At 63.2% G+C, this 18,414-nt stretch carries 12 protein-coding genes; 9 read left to right on the top strand and 3 right to left on the bottom strand.

The genetic code is table 11. From position 1 onward, the window contains the following. Positions 1 to 253: 253 nt before the first annotated feature. Positions 254 to 3,364: an autotransporter domain-containing protein gene (locus tag RSO67_RS27675; RefSeq protein WP_315841461.1), complete on the bottom strand. Its 3,111-nt coding sequence runs from the start codon at positions 3,362 to 3,364 to the stop codon at positions 254 to 256. A gap of 283 nt (positions 3,365 to 3,647) precedes the next feature. Continuing rightward, on the bottom strand, positions 3,648 to 6,452 hold the full coding sequence (locus tag RSO67_RS27670; protein ID WP_410001788.1) for an autotransporter domain-containing protein: 2,805 nt from the start codon (positions 6,450 to 6,452) through the stop codon (positions 3,648 to 3,650). Positions 6,453 to 6,665: 213 nt separating this feature from the next. On the opposite strand from RSO67_RS27670, the gene RSO67_RS27665 reads away from it, so the two are divergent. Both RSO67_RS27665 and RSO67_RS27660 read left to right on the top strand, forming a co-directional pair. Further along, entirely contained in the window at positions 6,666 to 8,390 is a 1,725-nt protein-coding gene (locus tag RSO67_RS27665) for a winged helix-turn-helix domain-containing protein (RefSeq protein ID WP_315841459.1), read from the top strand. Between the two features lie 112 nt (positions 8,391 to 8,502). After that, positions 8,503 to 8,769: a hypothetical protein gene (locus tag RSO67_RS27660; RefSeq protein ID WP_315841458.1), complete on the top strand. Its 267-nt coding sequence runs from the start codon at positions 8,503 to 8,505 to the stop codon at positions 8,767 to 8,769. Between the two features lie 33 nt (positions 8,770 to 8,802). Here RSO67_RS27660 and purU read toward each other — a convergent pair whose 3' ends face one another. After that, positions 8,803 to 9,663: a formyltetrahydrofolate deformylase gene (gene purU, locus RSO67_RS27655; RefSeq protein WP_315841457.1), complete on the bottom strand. Its 861-nt coding sequence runs from the start codon at positions 9,661 to 9,663 to the stop codon at positions 8,803 to 8,805. A 159-nt stretch (positions 9,664 to 9,822) separates the two neighbouring features. Here purU and RSO67_RS27650 point away from each other — a divergent pair, with 159 nt between their 5' ends. The 7 genes from RSO67_RS27650 to RSO67_RS27620 all read left to right on the top strand — a co-directional run bounded on the left by RSO67_RS27650 (position 9,823) and on the right by RSO67_RS27620 (position 18,409). Then, complete coding sequence (locus RSO67_RS27650; protein ID WP_315841456.1) at positions 9,823 to 10,659, top strand: uroporphyrinogen-III synthase; 837 nt, start codon at positions 9,823 to 9,825, stop codon at positions 10,657 to 10,659. A 58-nt stretch (positions 10,660 to 10,717) separates the two neighbouring features. Beyond that, positions 10,718 to 13,162, top strand: a complete 2,445-nt coding sequence (locus RSO67_RS27645) for a CoA transferase (RefSeq protein WP_315841455.1) — start codon at positions 10,718 to 10,720, stop codon at positions 13,160 to 13,162. Between the two features lie 128 nt (positions 13,163 to 13,290). Beyond that, a complete protein-coding gene (locus RSO67_RS27640) occupies positions 13,291 to 14,523 on the top strand; it encodes a branched-chain amino acid ABC transporter substrate-binding protein (protein WP_315841454.1) in 1,233 nt (410 codons plus the stop codon). 187 nt (positions 14,524 to 14,710) lie between these two features. Then, the gene (locus RSO67_RS27635) at positions 14,711 to 15,658 is read left to right on the top strand and encodes a branched-chain amino acid ABC transporter permease (RefSeq protein ID WP_315841453.1); all 948 of its coding nucleotides are present in this window, start codon (positions 14,711 to 14,713) and stop codon (positions 15,656 to 15,658) included. Further along, the gene (locus tag RSO67_RS27630) at positions 15,655 to 16,968 is read left to right on the top strand and encodes a branched-chain amino acid ABC transporter permease (protein ID WP_315841452.1); all 1,314 of its coding nucleotides are present in this window, start codon (positions 15,655 to 15,657) and stop codon (positions 16,966 to 16,968) included. Before RSO67_RS27635 ends, RSO67_RS27630 begins: the two co-directional genes overlap by 4 nt. Next, positions 16,965 to 17,714 carry an ABC transporter ATP-binding protein gene (locus RSO67_RS27625; RefSeq protein WP_231077459.1) on the top strand — a complete coding sequence of 250 codons (750 nt, stop codon included), beginning with the start codon at positions 16,965 to 16,967 and terminating at the stop codon, positions 17,712 to 17,714. Before RSO67_RS27630 ends, RSO67_RS27625 begins: the two co-directional genes overlap by 4 nt. Further along, positions 17,714 to 18,409: an ABC transporter ATP-binding protein gene (locus tag RSO67_RS27620; RefSeq protein ID WP_093760119.1), complete on the top strand. Its 696-nt coding sequence runs from the start codon at positions 17,714 to 17,716 to the stop codon at positions 18,407 to 18,409. Before RSO67_RS27625 ends, RSO67_RS27620 begins: the two co-directional genes overlap by 1 nt. Positions 18,410 to 18,414: the final 5 nt, after the last annotated feature.

Here is an 18,414-nt window from a genome sequence, read left to right as displayed (position 1 = left end):
TCCAGCCAGCATGAGTGGCAGACCCCCGTAGTGGGGCCGGACGGTGACCCAAGGCCTCCCGAGTGCGTGAGGGAACGTCTCCCTCCCGCCCGCAGGCGCCACATCCCGCCCCGCGCTAACAAGCGTCCCTGGCAACGCCCCTCAAAGTGGGACGGGATGCAGGAGAATATAATCTGAATTGAAACGACGTCAAGGATTATTTTCAGATTTTTGCCGAACGAATGCGCGCAGCGCACCGCGCCCTCGGCACCTGCTACCACGTATAACGCGCAACACCCTTGCCGGCATAGCTGCGCGTCACATCCGAGAACTCGCCCTCGAACGTCGCGGCCAGCGAGAAGCCGCTGACGAAGCTCATCTCGGCCGAGGCCGTGGTCAGCGCCGCGTCGCGTGCCGGCGCTGCGCCTGCCACCGTGAACGATGCGCCGGGCAGCGACTGGAACGTGGCGGCCACGCTGCGATCGCTGTTGAGGTCATGCGCCCATGCCGCGCGGCCACGCAGCGTCAGGATCGCATCAGCCACGGCGAAGGATTTGTCGGTGCGCAGGCCGAGTTCGCTGCGGGTCGATGTCACTGTCTTGCCCGCGTAGTTCAGCGCAAAGGTGCTGGCTCCGCCGTTGACGGTTTCCGCATAGGACGGCAGGTCGAATGCGATCACCTGCGCGGCGACATAGGGCGTCACGCCGACACCGCCGAGCCATGAACTCACTGTGCGGTTACCGCCTTCGACCCGCGCAGAATAGGAATTCGCATTGAACTGCGCATGCAGGCGATCGATACCGGCGACGGTCACGATGCGATCGGTAGTGATGTCCTGCCAGCCATAGGCGGCCGCGGCGGTGATGTAAGCGGACGACATGCTGTGACGCACGAAGGCACCGGCCTGGAACATATCCGAATGGCCGCTGCCGCCATTGGCCACGGAGAAATTCGTGCCGCCGCCAGCGAGCGAGAAACCGGCAATGGTGGTCGGCGACAACAGCACATCGGCACCGACGGCGGTGCCGCCGATGCTGCTGCGCGCGGTGTTCGATCCCGTCGTCGCATTGCCGTCGGTGGTCTGCGAGCCGCCGAAGCCCGCGGCCCACACGCTCCAGCGTGGATCGTAGGATTTCGCGAGCGGCGCCTTGGTCAACATCGCGAAAGCGTCGGCAGGTTTACGCGTATCCGCATATTCCATCGCGCCCGGCGTATCAAAACCCCTGCCCGCACTGAACGGATCGGTCATCAAGCCAATGAACTGCGTCATGGCGTTGAAGGTCGTCTGCTGCGATCCCGTCGCCGTCTCGCCCGAGGCCTGGGTCAGCGCGTTGCGTAGCGCGTCGCCGGTGAGCGCAAACAGCGCGTTGAACTGGTCCGGCATCGTGCCGCCGCTCATGAGCGCATTGTCGATGGCGGTTGCGACGCCTTTCTGATTGCGGCCGGCACTGTCCGGCACGTTCGGGCTGAGCAGACCGGGATCGAGGGTCAGCAGCACCGCGTTGCCCACATAGCTCAGCCGCGCGTTGCGCGCGAAGCTGTTGACCACGGTTGTCGTGTCGAAGCTGCCGCTGAGCGCGCCAGCATTGAGGATCGTATAGGTCGTCGTCGCGGCGAGGCGCGCCAGCGGATCGACTGCGAGTTTGCCAGCCAGCGTCGCGGTGCCGGTGACGATGGTCTTGTCCGATGATGCTCCGGAGATCTGCACCAGATAGGTCGATGCCGCTGTCATGGTCAGGCTGCCAGTGACATTGAGCGTGCCGATCGAATTGCCCGGCGCCAGCGTGCCGCCATTGATCAACGTGTCGCCGACAAAGCCGTTGCCGCCGAGCGTGCCGCCTGAATTCACCGTGGTCAGCGACGACGACGCAATCGAACCGTTGACGCTGAGCGTGCCGGCGTCGACTGTCGTCGTGCCGGTATAGGTGTTGATCCCGCTCAGCACGGTGTTGCCCGCACCGGTCTTCACCAGTTTGCCCTGGTCGGCGCCGCTGTCGGAAATGACTCCGTCGAAGCTGTAGAAGTTCGAGCGATTGAAGATCAGCGTGCCGCCGTTGGTGACATCGCCGACAATCGAACCGGTGGTGCCGCCATTGCCGATCTGCAGCGTCGAGCAGAAGCAGATCGCGGTGCCGCCGGTATAGGTGTTGGCGCCGGTCAGTGTCGTGACGCCGGTGCCGTCGATCCACAGCGACATCTTCGCCGCCGCGCCATCCTTGATCACGCCGGCAAAGGTCGTGCTGCTGTTGTTGAGGCCGACGACCAGAACCGCATCGGCGGCGTTGGCATTGGTCACGCTGCCGGCGCCGGCCAGCGAGCCGATAAACTGGAACGGGCTGTCGAGGGCCAGCGTGGCGCCGGCCGCGATCGTATAGGCGCTGTCCGGGCTGAGCGAGCCGCTCGCGAGCAGCGTGCCGGCAAGAATATTGGTGGCGCCCGTATAAATGCTGTTGCCGGTGAGCGACAGTGTACCGGCGCCGGTCTTGTTCAATGCGCCAGGCGTCCCGCCGCTGTCCGCGATATTGCCGGACAGTTCGAGAGTGCCGGTATCGACCTGCAGGGTGCCGCCGCCAGTGCCCAAAGCAATGCTGCGCGCCGATGAAAAGCCGGCAGTCGTCTGCAGCGTGCCGCCATTGAAGGTCAGCGCACCCGCTGCACCGCCGAGGTTGGCATTCTGCGCGACGCTGATGGTTCCGCCGGCGAAAGTGGTGCCGCCGGTATAGGTGTTGATCCCGGACAGGATCATCGTGCCGGTGCCGGTCTTCACCAGTGAGCCGCCGGTGCCGCCGTCGGCGATGACCCCGGTGACGTTGGTCGAGAGGTTGTTGCCGCCGACCGTCAACTCGTTTTGGCCCAGTCTGAAAGTGCCGCCGCCGTTGATCGAGCCGGCGCTGAGCTTGTTGTCGCCAAGGGGGCCGGTCGATCCGCCGAAATCCGTAGTGCCCGCCGCGCCATTGGTGATGGCCGCGTTGCCGGCCGTGCTGGTGTTGATGAATTGCAGTTGGAAGTTGTTGGCGATGGTGGCACTGCCGGCCGTGCTGGAGTTGGCGAAAGTCATTACGCTGTTGTTGGTGATGTCGACTGAGCCGCCGTTGACGACGATGCCGGCACCGACGAAAAAGAGACTGCTGCCGACGGTGAAGCTGTAAGACGAAGCACCGGCATTGAAGGTCCAGCCGCCGAGGGTCGTAGAGGCCGAAAATGACAGCGCGGCGACGCCGGACGAGCCGAAGAACGCGGTGCCGGTCGGCACCACGGCCGGGCCCCAGTTCGCTGCCGTGTTGAAGTCACCACTGGCGGGCGCGTTCAGCCAGGTGGCGTCCTGCGCCGCCGCAGGCAGCGTCGCCCAAAAGGGCGCCAGGCACAGCGCCGACGAGGCCAGCAAAATGGCCCGCCACCGGCGCGCTGCGCCGAATCGATCGTTGAGACCCCGTATCGCCACCCGCTCACCCCGTTGCATTTCGACGCTCAAGGGCGCGGCGAAGCCGTATATCGGAGCGGACCCTGCCACAATGGAACCGCGCCGTCGTCGCATTTTGCGCAAAGCGACGCGCGGGCCCCCAAATTGGTCGGTTCGGCAGGAGATTCCCCCGCAATGTCGCCCGAAAGTCACAGCCCGTTGGCGTCCTTGCACGACGACCGTGCCGACGCCGCCCGTGAAGGTTCAATCACCATGTGTAGCGCACCACGCCCTTGCCGGCATAAGAGCGCGTGACACCCGAGAACTCGCCTTCGAAGGTGGCGGCGAGCGAGATGCCGCTGACGAATGTCATCTCGGCCGACGCCGTTGTCAGCGCGGCATCGCGCGCCGCTGCCGCGCCGTTGACCACAAACGACGCGCCGGGCAGTGCAATGAACGTCGCCGATGCGGCGCGGTCGGTATTGAAATCATGCGCCCAGGCGGCGCGGCCGCGCAGCGTGAGGATCGCATCGTTGACGGCGAAGGACTTGTCGGTGCGCAAGCCGAGTTCGCTGCGGGTATCGGTCACGGTCTTGCCGGCGTAGCTGAGCGCAAATGCGTTGCTGCCGCTGAAAGCGGTTTCGGCATAAGCGGGCAGCGCGATGGCGGTGACCTGAGCGGCGGCATATGGCGTCAGACCGAGGCCGCCGAACCACGAGGTGACGGTGCGGTTGCCGGCCTCGAAGCGTCCCGAGAACGTGTCGGCGTTGAAGTGCGCCTGCAATTGATCCGTGAACACGGTGCGATTCGTCGTGACGTCCTGCCAGCCATAGGCCAATGCGCCGGACAGATAGGTCGAGCCGATGGTGTGGCGCACGAAGCCGCCGATCTGGAACAGATCGGAGCGGCCAGAGCCGCCGCCTATCACGCTAAAGTTCGTGCCTCCGCCGGCCATCGCGAAACCGGCGACGGTGGCGGGCGATATCAGATAGTCGGCGCCAACGGCGACGCCATAGATGCGGCTGGTCGATGTATTCGAACCGGCAGCACTGTTGCCGTCGGTGGTTTGCGTACCGCCGAAGCCCGACGCCCACACGCTCCAGCGCGGATCATAGGCTTGCGCCAGCGGCGCCTTGGTGAACATCGCAGTGGCATCGCGTGCGGCGCGGCCCTTCTCTGTCGATGCATAGGCGCTGGCATTGCCTTCGTCGGCGAATCCCATCGCGCCCGGCGCAGTGCCGCCGCGACCTGCTGCAAAGACGTCGGTCATCGATCCCATGAACTGCGTCATCGCACCTATGGCGATCTGCTGCGATCCCGTCGCGGTCTCGCCGGAAGCCTGCGTCAGCCCGGTGGGTGTCAGTCCGCCATAGACCAGCGGAATGCCGCCATTGCGGTTGAAGTAACTGACCAGCGCGTTGCCGACGCCGGACTGGTTGCCGCTGAGGCCGGTGTTCGGCGGCGCAACGAAGGCAAGCGCCAGATCCAGATAGGCATTGTTGGCGTCGTAGCTCAGGCTGGTCCTGAAGCCTGACGGCAGATTGCTGTTAACGAGCGCGTTGAAGGTGGTGCCACCAAGACCGCCGGTAGCGTTGAGGATGGCGTATTGCCTGACAACGTAAGAGCCCGCCGCGAAGCTGGCATTGACAGTGCCGCCGTTCAGCGTAGCGCTGCCGGTGACATTGGTGCGGTCGGATGAATACGGCGAGACCTCGACATTGTAGTTCGACCCGGCGCCGAAGGTCAGGTTGCCATTGACGGTGATGGTGCCGATCGAGTTGCCCGGCGCCAGTGTGCCGCCCGATGCAATCGTCGTGTTGCCGAGCGTGCCGGTGCCACCGAGCATGGCGCCATTGTTGACGGTGAGCATCAATGACGAGGCAATCGAGCCATTGACGATCAGCGCGCCGCCATTGACCGTGGTCGCACCGGTATAGGTGTTGGCGCCGGACAATGTCAGCGTGCCGGTGCCGGCTTTGACAAGCGACCCGCCGATGCCGCCGGCGCCATGGCCACCATCAGCAATGATTCCGGTGACATTGGTCGACAGATCATTGCCGCCGACGGTCAGTTGGTTGGCGCCGAGGGTGAACGAGCCGCCGCCGGCAATCGAACCGACGCCAAGCGCGCCGACATGAGCGCTGAAATCCGTGACGCCTGCCGCGCCATTGGTAATCGCAGCGGTGCCACCCGTACTCGTACTTATAAAGTTTAGCAAACCGCCGTTGGTTATCGCCGCACTGCCGGCCGTGGAGGCGTTGTAGAAATACATCAAGTTGACATTGAGAATGGACGCGTTTCCGGCGCTGCTTGTGTCAAGAAAACGCAGCAAGTTTGAATTGGTGATCGTGGCGCCGCCAGCCGTCGCACTATTACTGAAAAACAGGTCATTGGTACTGGTAATGGTCGCGCTGCCGGCTGTGCTGCTCGCGTTGAAAGCGAGATTGCCGGTATTCGTGATCCTCGCATTGCCCGCTGTCGTCGTTCCGTTGAACGACATCGAATTGCTGCTGTTGATGGTAGCGTTTGCGGCCGTGCTGTTATTATAAAACCCCAAAACGTAGGTGTTGACGATATTGGCGCTGCCGGCCGTGCTGGTTTGATTAAAAGACAAAATACCCGGGTTCGTCAGCGTGGCGCTGCCAGCGGTGCTGGCATTGTTGAAATTCAGCAGTCCGCCATTGATAAAATTGACGCTGCCGCCAAGGACGGAAATGCCGCCGCCGCTGAACTCAAGCGTTCTGAGATTGTCGCTTGAGAACGTGTAGGCCGGCGCCCCGGCGGAAAAAATCCAGCTGTCGAACACAATATCGGCAGTGATAACCACAGAGGCGGCGTTCGTGACTCCGAATGTCGCGGTGCCGGTCGGCACCCCCGCGCTCCAGTTACCAGCCAGGTTGTAGTTGTTAGAGCCGGGATTGAGCAGCCAGGTCGAATCCTGCGCCGCCGCCGGCAGCGCCGCCAAAACGGGCGCCAGGCCCAGTGCCGACGACGCCAGCAAAATGGCCCGCAGCCGGCGCGCCGGCCCAAGTCTCTGGTTGGCGAGTCTCTGGTTGAAAAGCCCTAGCGCCACCCGCCACCCCATTCCAGTTCGCCGTCGCTCGGGCATTTCGGCAACCGAAGGCCCGAGACGGCAGAATCAACGTCGCACGGGTGGCGCGCGGGCGTCCTGAAGCAGCGCGCGTATTTTCTGAACTTTTTCTGATATCTTGCGATCAGACGCCCGCACGGCGCGTTTTCTGGTAATTGCTGGCCCCGGACGGTTTCGGGAAACCGCGGAGGCACGGTGTACCGTTTTGCTGGCTTTGAATTTGATCGGCTGCGCGCCGAGCTGCGCGGGCCAGACGGCAAAGCCATCAAGCTTCGGCCGAAAACCTTCGATATGCTGGCGCTGTTCGCAGCCAACGCCGGCCGCATCATCAGCAAACAGGAGCTGATGGAGGCGGTCTGGCCGAACGTCCATGTCGGCGAAGACAGCCTGTTTCAGTGCATCCGGGAGCTTCGTACCGCGCTGGGCGACGATCAGCGGCAGGTGATCAAGCTCGTGTCCGGCCGCGGCTATATGTTCGATGTCGAGATGTTGGCCGAACCGGCCGCCGTGGAGACGCCAGCCGCGTTGCCGCTGGCCGCCTTGAGCGGGGAGCCTGCCCGCGCCGTGGCCGCCGCTGAACCCGTCGAACGGCGGCGGTTGTTCGGCTTGCGCGGACCCGCGGCACTCGCCGCAATGGCGGGGCTCGGCGCGATCGTTGGACTGGCCGTTGCCGCCCCGATCTTCGGTCCGGATGTCATCTTCGGGCGAGCGCCGCCGACCATCGCCGTGATGCCGATCGCCGGTGTGGGCAGCGACAGTCAGGTCGCCGAGACGGCAGCGAACGTGACCACGCGTCTCGTCGATGGCCTGGCGAAGATCGACAATATTCGCGTGATGACGCAAACCGCGCCGCAGCCGGCATCGCCACTTGCGACACAACCGGACTTCGTCGTGAATGGCGAACTGGCGAAAGGCGAGCGGTCGTGGGAGCTGCGTGCGCGCATGACTAGGACGGCGACCGGCGAAGTGGTGTGGACTGTGCCGGTGGCCGTCAGCTTCAAGGATTCAGACCTGGAAGAGCCAGACCTCGGGATGCAACGGTCCCGGCTGGCGGCGGGACTTGGACATCCGCTCGCGCTTCGCATCAACGCGCTTCTTGAGCCGGGTGCACGAACCGCTGCAACCGTCGGCCGTTCGCCCGGCAATGCCAGGGTTGCGATCGAGCAGGCCATCGCCTCAATCAACCAGACCACACGCGAGCGTTTCGCCACGGCGCAGGCGATGCTGGACAAAGCGCTCGCCGAAGAGCCCAACAATGCCGACCTGCAAGTCGCGCTCGCGGCGCTGCAAATGCGCGGCATCCAGATGGTCTGGTACGGCCCGGACGACGCCGCCGCAGCGGAGAAAAATGCCAAGGCCATGCTGGAGCGCGCGGTGCGGACCAGACCCAGTTCTATTCCGGTGCTCGAAGCCTATTGCCGCTTTCTCAACGCGACCAATGAATTTGTCGAAAGCCTGGTGGTTTGCGCCAGAACATTGGCGTTCGATCCCTGGAACGGAATGGCGTTGTACCACATAGGCCTCGGGCAACTTCCGCTTGGCCGGTTCGAGGACGCGCTGGCAACGTTCAAGCAAGCCAACCGGTTTGATACGCCGCCGGTGTCGCGCTGGACCTGGCTGCTTGGCGCGGGAGTGAGCTACCTGATGATGGGCCGCGACGAAGAAGCATTGCCCTGGCTGCAACGGTCCATCGCCATCACGCCGGCCTCCGGGCGTCCGCTTGTGCTGCTGGCCGCGGCCTACCAGCGGTTGGGCCGCACGGACGAAGCACAGGCGGCTTTGACGCAAGGCTTGAAGCTGCGGCCCGGTTCGACAGTGAGCAACATCGGGATCCCGACCAAGAATGTCAGCGCCGCATATATGGAAGCGCGCGGCCGGATCGAACAGGCGCTCATCGCGGCCGGATTGCCGGAGCGCTGAGGCCGTCCAGCCACGCTCCGTAATATTTGACCATTGATTTGCCGTGAATTCTCGGCAAATCCCGTCGCAGATCTGCTATATTCCGCAGACCGCCTCAAATGATGTTGCCGCCATGCCAGTATCCCGCCGCGTACCCGCCCTCGCCTGTCTCGTGCTGCTGTCCTGCAGCCTTGGCGGTTGCGGCTCGATCAGTTCGTTCATGGCCGGCGGCATGGCCGACCTGATCCCGGCATGGGCTGGCGGCCTGCCAGCGGACGCGCCGCCGCGTCCGGGCTCTCCCGAATACGAAGCCTATGCGAAGCGGCACGAGCAGCAGCAATCCGGCGCCATGACGGGGCCGGACCCCGCCACATCGCCCTCTGCAGAGGCTGTTCGCTGATCGCGCTATCGTCCGACGCCGCGACGGCGTCGCTCAGTTCATGAAAACGACGGTCTTCTTGCCGTTGAGGATCACACGATCCTCGAGGTGATACCGCATGGCGCGCGCCAGCACGCGGCGCTCGATGTCGCGGCCCTTGGCCACGAGTTCTTCCGGCGTGTCGCGATGGCTGATGCGCTCGACATCCTGATCGATGATCGGACCTTCGTCGAGATCGCTGGTCACGTAATGCGCTGTCGCGCCGATCAGCTTGACGCCGCGCGCGTGGGCCTGGTGATAGGGCCGCGCGCCCTTGAAGCCCGGCAGGAACGAGTGATGGATGTTGATGCACTTGCCGGACAGTTTCGCCGACATCTCGTCCGACAGGATCTGCATGTAACGCGCCAGCACCACGAGCTCGGTTTCGGTCGTGCCGACCAGATCCCAGATCGCCTGCTCCTGCTCGCGCTTGGTCTCCTTGGTGATCGGCATGTGGTGGAACGGGATGTCGCCGAAATCGAGATCCTTGAAGGCGTCGCGCGGATGGTTCGAGACGATCGCGGTCGGGATCATGTCGAGATCGCCGGTGCGCCAGCGATACAGGATATCGACGAGGCAGTGATCGGACTTCGACACCAGCAGCATGACCCGGCGACGGGTCGCCCGGTCGCGCATCTGCCAGTCCATCTTGAAGCGCTCTGCAATGGCCCCGAAGCCGGTCTTCAGCGCCGCCAGCTCGACATTCACATCCGCGGCGTTGAATACCACGCGCATGAAGAAGTGGCCGGTCTCGACATCGTTGAATTGCTGGGCATCGAGAATGTTCTGGCCATTTTGGGCCAGGAAGGTCGATACCGCGGAAACGATGCCAGGGCGGTCTGGGCAGGACAGGGTCAGGACGAATTGATGGGACATGGCTTATAAGAACCTGGGGCGAGCTGATCTGCTTCAAGTGAAGCGGAAATTGGAGCCCTGCTCTATCATCCGCGACGGCCTTGCGCCAATCCAATTGCGCGCTGCAATATGGACGTCATTGCCAGCGAATTAACGTGCGAAAACAGGCAGAAAACAGAGATGGCTGACAAGCTCAACGGTTACCGCATCCTGATCCTGGAGACCCGCGAGGAAGCGCAGTTCTCCCGCCTGCTGACCGAACAGGGCGCCAATGTGCTGCAATGTCCGATGTTCAACATCGAGGACGCGCCGGATCCTGCCCCGGTCGAGGCCTGGATCGGCCGGTTCATCGCTAACCCGTTCGACGACCTCGTTCTAATGACCGGCGAAGGGCTTCGCCGGATGATGAAAATCGTGCGTCACCGCGGCATCGAAAAAGAGTTCGTTGCGGCCGTCGGCCAATCCCGCAAATTCGCACGCGGCCCGAAGCCCGGTCGCGCCTTGCGCGAGATCGGGCTAGAGGCCGATGTCACCACCGAGAAGCCGACCTCCGAAGGCGTCGCCGAGATGCTCTCGCGGCTCGATCTCAAAGGCCATCGCCTCGGCCTGCAGCTCTATCCCGAGAAGGATCACAGCGTTCTGATATCAGCGATCACCGCGTGCGGCGCCGAGGTCGATACGGTGCTGCCTTACGTCTACGACTCCAAGGCTGCTGAAACGAATATTCTCTCGGCCATCGACGAAATGGAAGCGGGCCGCGTCGATGCCATCGCGCTGACGAGTTCGGGTCAGGTGCGTCGCCTCGTCGATGCTGCGAAGGCGCATGCCCGCGAGGATCAATTGCGCAGTGCACTTGCGAAAACACCGATCGCATCGGTCGGTCCCGTCGTGTCGGACGAGTTGAAATCGTACGGCCTCGAAGCCGACATCTATCCGGCCAATGATGCGTTCTTCATGAAGCCGTTGATTTCGGCAATGTCGATCGCGCTCGACAAGGCCGCCGCGCGCGCCGAATGACTTGACGCCTGCACGCATCTCGACATGATGACCCGACATAAGAAAAGATCGGGTGGAAATGCAGAAACTGCCATTGTCGGAATTGCGCGTCGTGGAAATCGGATCTGGCGATACGCTAGATTACTGCGGCAAACTGTTTTCCGATTTCGGCGCCGAGGTCATCAAGATCGAACCATCCGGCGGCGATCCTGCGCGGCACTATCCGCCGCTCGTCGATGCCGGCGACGGCCGCCGCGAGAGCGGATATTTCGCCTGGCTGAATACCAACAAGCGCAGCGTCATCGCCGATCTCGACAAGCCCGATGATGTGGCGCGTGTTCGCGCATTGCTTGCGACATGCGACCTGCTGCTCGATGCACGCGCGCCTTCGGAGATTCCGAACTCACTCCTGACGCATGACGACCTGCGCAAGGAACAACCCGGCCTCGCCATCACTGCCATCTCTTGGTTTGGCGAACACGGACTCTACAGCAATTATCAGGCAACGGACTCCGTCTGTCGCAGTCTCGCGGGCAGCGTGAAACTGGTCGGTGCGCAGGAAGGCCCGCCGGTGCTGCCGCGCGACGGACAGATCGCCGTCATGGCCGGCCTCACCGCGTTCATTCCGACGCTGGCCGGCATGTATGGTCGCGACACCGGCGCGCGGCGCTTTGCCGTCAGCGCGCATGAAGCGATGCTGCAGATCAGCGAATTCGATACCGGTCTCGCGCTGGAAGTCGGCTTCACGCGGCCGCGCATGGCCATCAACCGGTTCGGCCGCGGCTATCCCGTCGGCAATTTCCCGACCAAAGACGGCTGGCTCGGCATCACCGTAGTGACGCCGGCGCAATGGGCTGCGTTCTGCGTGATGCTCGGCCTTCCCGAACTAGAGACAGAGCCGCAGTTCAACGACGGTCTCGCGCGCACCAATAATTCGAAGGCGCTGTTCGATATCTTCCAACCGATCCTGATGCACAAGAGCGCAAACGAATGGTTCGAGAAAGGCATCGAGCTGCGTCTTCCGCTCGCGGTGGTGCCGGACATGGAGACGCTGCTGAAGCAGCAATACTACCGCGATCGCGGCGCCTTCGCGAAAGTCGAGATTGGAACAGCATCATTCGATGCGCCGGTACTGCCGCAGACTCTTACCGGCTCACGGCCGAAGCCGAATGGCCGCGCGCCATTTGCCGGTGACGACAAGATCGACGCCCTCCCTACGCGTCAGCGCATGGCGACACGGCAGGCAACACCAGACGATCCGCAGCCGCTGAAGGGGCTGCGCATTATCGATCTCACCATGGGCTGGGCCGGCCCATCGGCAACGCGGCAGATGGGCGATCTCGGCGCCGACGTCATCAAGGTGGAGTCCTGCCAGTATCCCGACTGGTTTCGCGGCACCGATCCACGCGGCCCGTATTTTCCGGAACGCACCTACGAGAAGATCTACTGGTTTCAGCAGATGAACCGCAACAAGCGCGGCATCACGCTGGATCTCACCAATCCCCGCGGCAAGGAGCTGCTGAAACAACTGCTCGCCGGCGCCGATGCTGTGATCGACAACTATGCAGCCGATGTGCTGCCACGCATGGGCCTCGATGCTGCAGCGATGCACAGGATCAATCCGCGTCTCGTGGTCGTGACCATGCCCGCCTTCGGCATGACCGGTCCATGGAGCGGCGTGCGCGCCTATGGTTCGACGCTGGAGCAGGCATCAGGCCTGCCATCGGTCACCGGCCGCGAAGGCGATCCGCCGACCATGCTGCATGCCGCGCTCGGCGATCCCTTCGGCGGCGTCAGTGCTGCGGCGGCATTGATGCTCGGCTTCATGCATCAGAAGAATACCGGTCTCGGACAGCACATCGATCTCAGTGCGACGGAAGCCCTGCTGCCTCTTGTCGCACCCTCTGTCATCGAGCAATCGGCCACCGGCAAATCCGGCCCGCGCATCGGCAACCGGCATCCACGCTTCGTGCCGAACGGTTGCTTTCCCTGTCTCGGCGAAGATCAGTGGATCACCATTGCCGTGCGCAGCGACGAGGAATGGCGATCGCTGTGCAAGGTCATGCATCGCAACGACCTGGCTGAAGATGCTGCACTTGCCACAGCGGAAGGACGCCGCGCCGAAGAGGACCGTATCGAGGTCGCGGTCCGGCATTGGACGACGACCGTGCGGCCGGATCTGGCCATGGTGACGCTGCAGGACGCCGGCGTGCCCGCGGGTACCGCGCGACTGCCGCTGGATCTGGCCGGCGATCCACATCTGCTCGTAGTCGGACATTGGCAGCCTGTGACCAAGGTATTTATGGGCCCACATCTGCTGCCCTCCGTTGCCTATCGCGAAGGCAGTGCAAAACTGCCCTACCCGATCACCCGTCTCGCGCCGACGCTCGGCCAGCACAATGAGGAAGTCCTGCGCGATATCCTGGGCCTCAGCGCCACCGAAATCGACGAATTGCGCGCCGCGGAAATCATTGGCGACGCTGCGATATCCAAGAAAGCGAAGGCCGCGCCTACGACCAAGTGAGGCTGCAAGTGAGGCTTGCAGCTTCTACCGCCTTGGCTCACACTCCCGGCATAAGGCCAGCGACGGATGGATCAAAAGATTCGGCGTCGCGACAACGGCCAGCACAAATGCTTCCAGGGAGAAACACCATGCGCAAACTAGCCCTCATTGCGTCTATTGCGCTGCCATTGCTCGGCAGCACGGCGATGGCGCAGGAGACCGTGAAGATCGGTTATATCGATCCACTGTCCGGCGGCGGCGCCAGCGTCGGCGAAGTCGGCCTCAAGACCTTCCAGTTTCTCGCCGACGAGTTGAACGCCAAGGGCGGCATTCTCGGCAAGAAGGTCGAAATTGTCCCACTCGACAACAAGACCAATCCGCAAGAGAGCCTGATTCAGGCGCAGAAGGCGATCGATGGTGGCATTCGCTACATCACCCAGGGCAACGGCTCGTCGGTCGCCGGTGCACTGTCGGATTTCGTCACCAAGTTCAACGACCGCAATCCCGGCAAGGAAGTGCTTTACTTCAACTATGCGGCAGTCGATCCGGTGCTGACCAACGAGAAATGCAGCTTCTGGCATTTCCGCTGGGATGCCAATTCAGACATCAAGATGGAAGCGCTCACCAACTACATCAAGACCGTGCCTGCGGTGAAGAACGTCTACCTGATCAATCAGGATTACTCGTTCGGTCAGTCGGTGCGCAGCCAGGCGCGCGCCATGCTCGGCGCCAAGCGGCCCGACGTGAAGATCGTCGGCGACGAGCTGCATCCGCTGCTCAAGATCACCGACTTCGCGCCCTATATTGCTAAGATCAAGGCCTCCGGCGCCGACAGCGTCATCACCGGCAACTGGGGTCAGGATTTTGCCCTCTTGCTGAAGGCTGCGGCTGACGCGGGCCTCAAGGTGAGCTGGTTCACTTATTATGCCGGCGGCACCGGTGGCCCGACCGCGATCAAGCAGGCCGGCCTGAATCATCAGGTGTTCCAGATCGCCGAAGGCATTCCAAATCTCGGCCATGCCTCGGCCGACGTGTTCGAAAAGGCGCTGCGCGCGAAATATGACTTCAGCCTGTTCTATCCGCGCGCTGTGAACGAGATGCGCATGTTCGCCGCCGCCGCCGAAAAAGCGAAGTCGCTCGATCCGGTGAAGGTGGCCGCAGCCCTCGAAGGCATGGAGTTCGAGGTGTTCGACGGCGGCAAGGGCAATATGCGCAAGGACGACCACCAGTTCTTCCAGCCGATGTATATCGCCTCCTTCGGCGAACGCACCGACAAGGAGCCGTTCGACGAGGAAAAGACCGGCTGGGGCTGGAAGCTGGCCGCGAAGATCGACACGCCGCAGACCGTGCTGCCGACGACCTGCAAGATGGAACGGCCGTAAGCGCGCAAGCGGACGCGATGCGGATGGCCAGGGAGCCAACCACAAACGCCGTCATGCCCGGGCTTGTCCCGGGCATCCACGCCTTAAAGTCACGACCGCAGGAAGACGTGGATGGCCGGGACAGGCCCGGCCATGACGGCGTTTTTTTCTATTCTCATTCGCGACCAGTTAGACACCGAGGTCCTTTGTGCTTGAACTGATCGTCATCTCCACGCTCAACGGCGTCCTCTACGGCATGCTGCTATTCCTGATGGCCTCGGGCCTGACGGTGATCTTCAGCATGCTTGGCGTGCTGAACTTCGCCCATGCCAGTTTCTATATGCTCGGCGCCTTCTTCGGCTTCCAGATCAGCCGATGGTTCGGCTTCTGGCCGGCGCTGATCCTTGCGCCACTGCTAGCCGGCGCGCTCGGCGCCGCCGTCGAACGCTATGGCCTGCGTCACGTCCACAAGAACGGCCACGTCGCCGAGCTGCTGTTCACCTTCGGACTTGCTTTCGCCATTGAGGAGATCGTGCAGATCATCTGGGGCAAGAGCCCGGTCGATTTCCGCGTACCGCCGCTGCTCGACTTCCCGGCCTTCACGCTGTTCTCCACCAACTATCCGGCCTTCAAGATCTTCATGCTGGTCGTCTCCATCGTGATCTTCATCGGATTGCTGGTAGTGCTGAAGCGCACGCGCATCGGCCTGATCGTGCAGGCGGCGTTGACCCATCCGCATATGGTCGGCCATCTCGGGCACAATGTCGGGCGTATCTTCATGCTGGTGTTCGGCGTTGGCACAGCGCTTGCGGCCGTCGCTGGCGTGATCGCAGGCCCGGCCCTGGTCACGCAATCCAACATGGCCGGTCTGCTGGGTCCGATCCTGTTCGTCGTCGTGGTCGTTGGTGGCCTCGGCTCGCTGCCCGGTGCCTTCATCGCATCATTGCTGATCGGCCTCGTGCAGACTTTTGCTGTGTCGATGAACGGCTCGCTGGCCGGCGCCTTCGGCCCGCTCAGCCCCGACTATGCCACCACCTGGCTGTCCGACATCTGGAACGTCACCGTCGCCCAGATCGCGCCGATCATGCCCTATCTGCTGCTGGTGCTGATCCTGATCTTCCGCCCGATGGGCCTGCTGGGAACACGCGACACATGAGCGACGCCACCGCCAAAATTCCGGCAACCATCGCGCCGCCCCGCCCCGCCGCCTCCGACCGGCTGAAGTTCTACGGCATCTGGATCGCCGCCGCGCTAGCGCTGCTGGTGCTGCCGAAACTGTTCTCGTCGGGCGGATCGCTGACCACCTTCAGCCTGATCGGCATCTCGATCATCTTCTCGCTGTCCTACAACATCCTGCTCGGCCAGACCGGCATGCTGTCGTTCGGCCATGCCGTTTATTACGGCCTCGGCGGCTTCCTCGCGATCCACGCCATCAACATCATCGCCAGGAACAAGTTCGCGATCCCGCTGCCGCTGGTGCCGCTGGTCGGCGGCGCGGCTGGCCTCATCTTCGCCATGCTGCTCGGCTGGGTGTCGACGCGGCGCTCCGGTACGGCCTTTGCGATGATCTCGCTTGGCGTCGCAGAACTCGTCGCATCCTCGGCGCTGATCCTGCGCACCTTCTTCGGTGGCGAAGCTGGCGTCTCCGCCAACCGCACAAAGGTGCTTCGTCTGTTCGACTGGAGCTTCGGCCCGCAGATCCAGATCTATTATCTGGTCGCGGCCTGGACGTTGATCGCCGTCATCGCGATGTATGCCCTCACCCGCACGCCGCTCGGGCGCATGTGCAACGCCGTGCGCGACAATCCCGAACGCGTGCAGTTCGTCGGCTACGATCCGCACATCATCCGTTATATCGCCTTCTGCTTCTCTGGCCTGTTTGCCGGCATAGCAGGCGCGCTAGCCGCGATCAATTTCGAGATCGCCAATTCGGCCTATCTCGGCGCCGTGCAATCGGGCACCGTGCTGTTCGCCACCTATATCGGCGGCGTCGGCTTCTTCATCGGCCCGATCGTCGGCGCGATCTTCGTGACGCTGCTGTCGCTCGGCCTCTCCGATCTCACGCAGGTCTGGCAGCTCTATTTCGGCCTGATTTTCATCGCCGTGGTGATGTTCGCGCCCGGCGGCATCACCGGACTGCTGATGATGCACCGTCCGCTGCTGAAAGGCGGCACGCTCAGCCGCGTGCTGCCGAGCTATCTCGTCGCCTTCGTACCGACGCTGGCGATGATCACCGGCCTGATGCTGGCGATCGAGACCACCGTCCACTTCACCGTCAATCCCGGCGAGGATTCCCACATCAAGGCGTTCGGGATTCCGTTCGATGCGGCGAACCCTGCGATATGGGCCGTTGCCGCCGTGCTGCTGATTGGCGGCTTCATTATCGCGCGCAAGACCTGGGCGCGCGTCGCCGGCAGTTGGGACGATGCCCTCACCGCGGCGCGCGAGAAGGGAGTGGCCGCATGAGCACCGCCATCGAACTGCGCGGCGTCGAAAAGACCTTCGGCATCACCTCCGTGATCCGCAACGTCAACCTGACGGTCGCGCAGGGCGAACGCCACGCGCTGATCGGCCCCAACGGCGCCGGCAAGTCGACGCTGTTCAATCTGATATCAGGCTATATGAAACCATCAGTCGGCAGCATCCTGCTGCGCGATCAGGTGATCTCCGGCCTGCCGCCGTTCCAGATCAATCGTCGCGGGCTGTCGCGCAGCTTCCAGGTTACCAACGTGTTCGCCAAGATGAGCGTGTGGGAGAACCTGCGCTGCGCTGTGCTGTGGGCGACCGGCCATCGTTACGCGTTCTGGAAGAATGTCGACAACCTGCCCGAGGTGCGCGACCGCACCGCGCAGATCCTGCAGGATATCAACCTCGTATCGCGCCGCGACGTGCCCGCGGGTCTTTTGACCTATGCCGAACAGCGCGCGCTCGAAATCGGCATCACCATTGCAGGCGGCGCCGATGTCATCCTGCTGGATGAGCCCACCGCCGGCATGAGTCACGCTGAGACCGAGCGTGCCGTGGCACTGATCCGACGGCTGACCGAGGGGCGCACGCTGCTGATCGTTGAGCACGACATGAGCGTAGTGTTCGGCCTCGCCGACCGCATCTCGGTTCTGGTCTACGGCCAGATCATCGCCTCGGGCACGCCGGAGGAAATCCGCGGCAATCCCAAGGTCAAGGAAGCCTATCTCGGCGAGGAAGTGGCGTGATGCTCCAAGTTCAGGACCTGCACGCCTATTACGGCAAGAGCCACATTCTGCAGGGCGTCGACCTACATATCGATGCCGGCGAAGTAGTCTCGCTGCTCGGCCGCAACGGCGTCGGGCGTTCGACCACCGTGAAGGCCATCATGGGCGAAGTGCCGCCACACGGCACAATCACCTTCAAGGGCACCAATATCGCCGGCCTGCCGAGCTTCAGGATCGCACATCTCGGCCTCGGTTATGTGCCGGAGCATCGCGACATCTTCCCGGGCCTCACGGTGCGGCAGAACCTGATGCTGGGCATCAAGGACCCGCGTCATCCCGGCAAGTGGAAGCTCGATGACATGCTCGGCATGTTCCCTAACCTTGCCGCCCGCGCGGACACCGCCGCCGGCGTGCTGTCCGGCGGCGAGAAGCAGATGCTGACGATCTGCCGGACGCTGATGGGCGATCCTGAACTCGTGATGATCGACGAGCCCACCGAGGGCCTTGCGCCGATCATCGTCCAGCAGGTCGGCGATCTCATCGCCGAGATCGCGCGCCGCGGCGTGGCGATCCTGCTGGTCGAGCAGAAGCTCTCGATCGCGCTGCGCATCTCGCACCGGGTCTATGTGATGGGCCACGGCCGTATCGTGTTCGAAGGCACCCCCGCCGAACTCAAGGCCAATGACGCCGTGCGCAGGGAATGGCTGGAGGTCTGAGCGTC

The organism is Tardiphaga sp. 709 (genome assembly GCF_032401055.1).
Classification (GTDB): domain Bacteria; phylum Pseudomonadota; class Alphaproteobacteria; order Rhizobiales; family Xanthobacteraceae; genus Tardiphaga.
The sequence above is the reverse complement of the archived record's forward strand: the minus strand, read 5'-3'. Positions and strand labels throughout refer to the sequence as shown.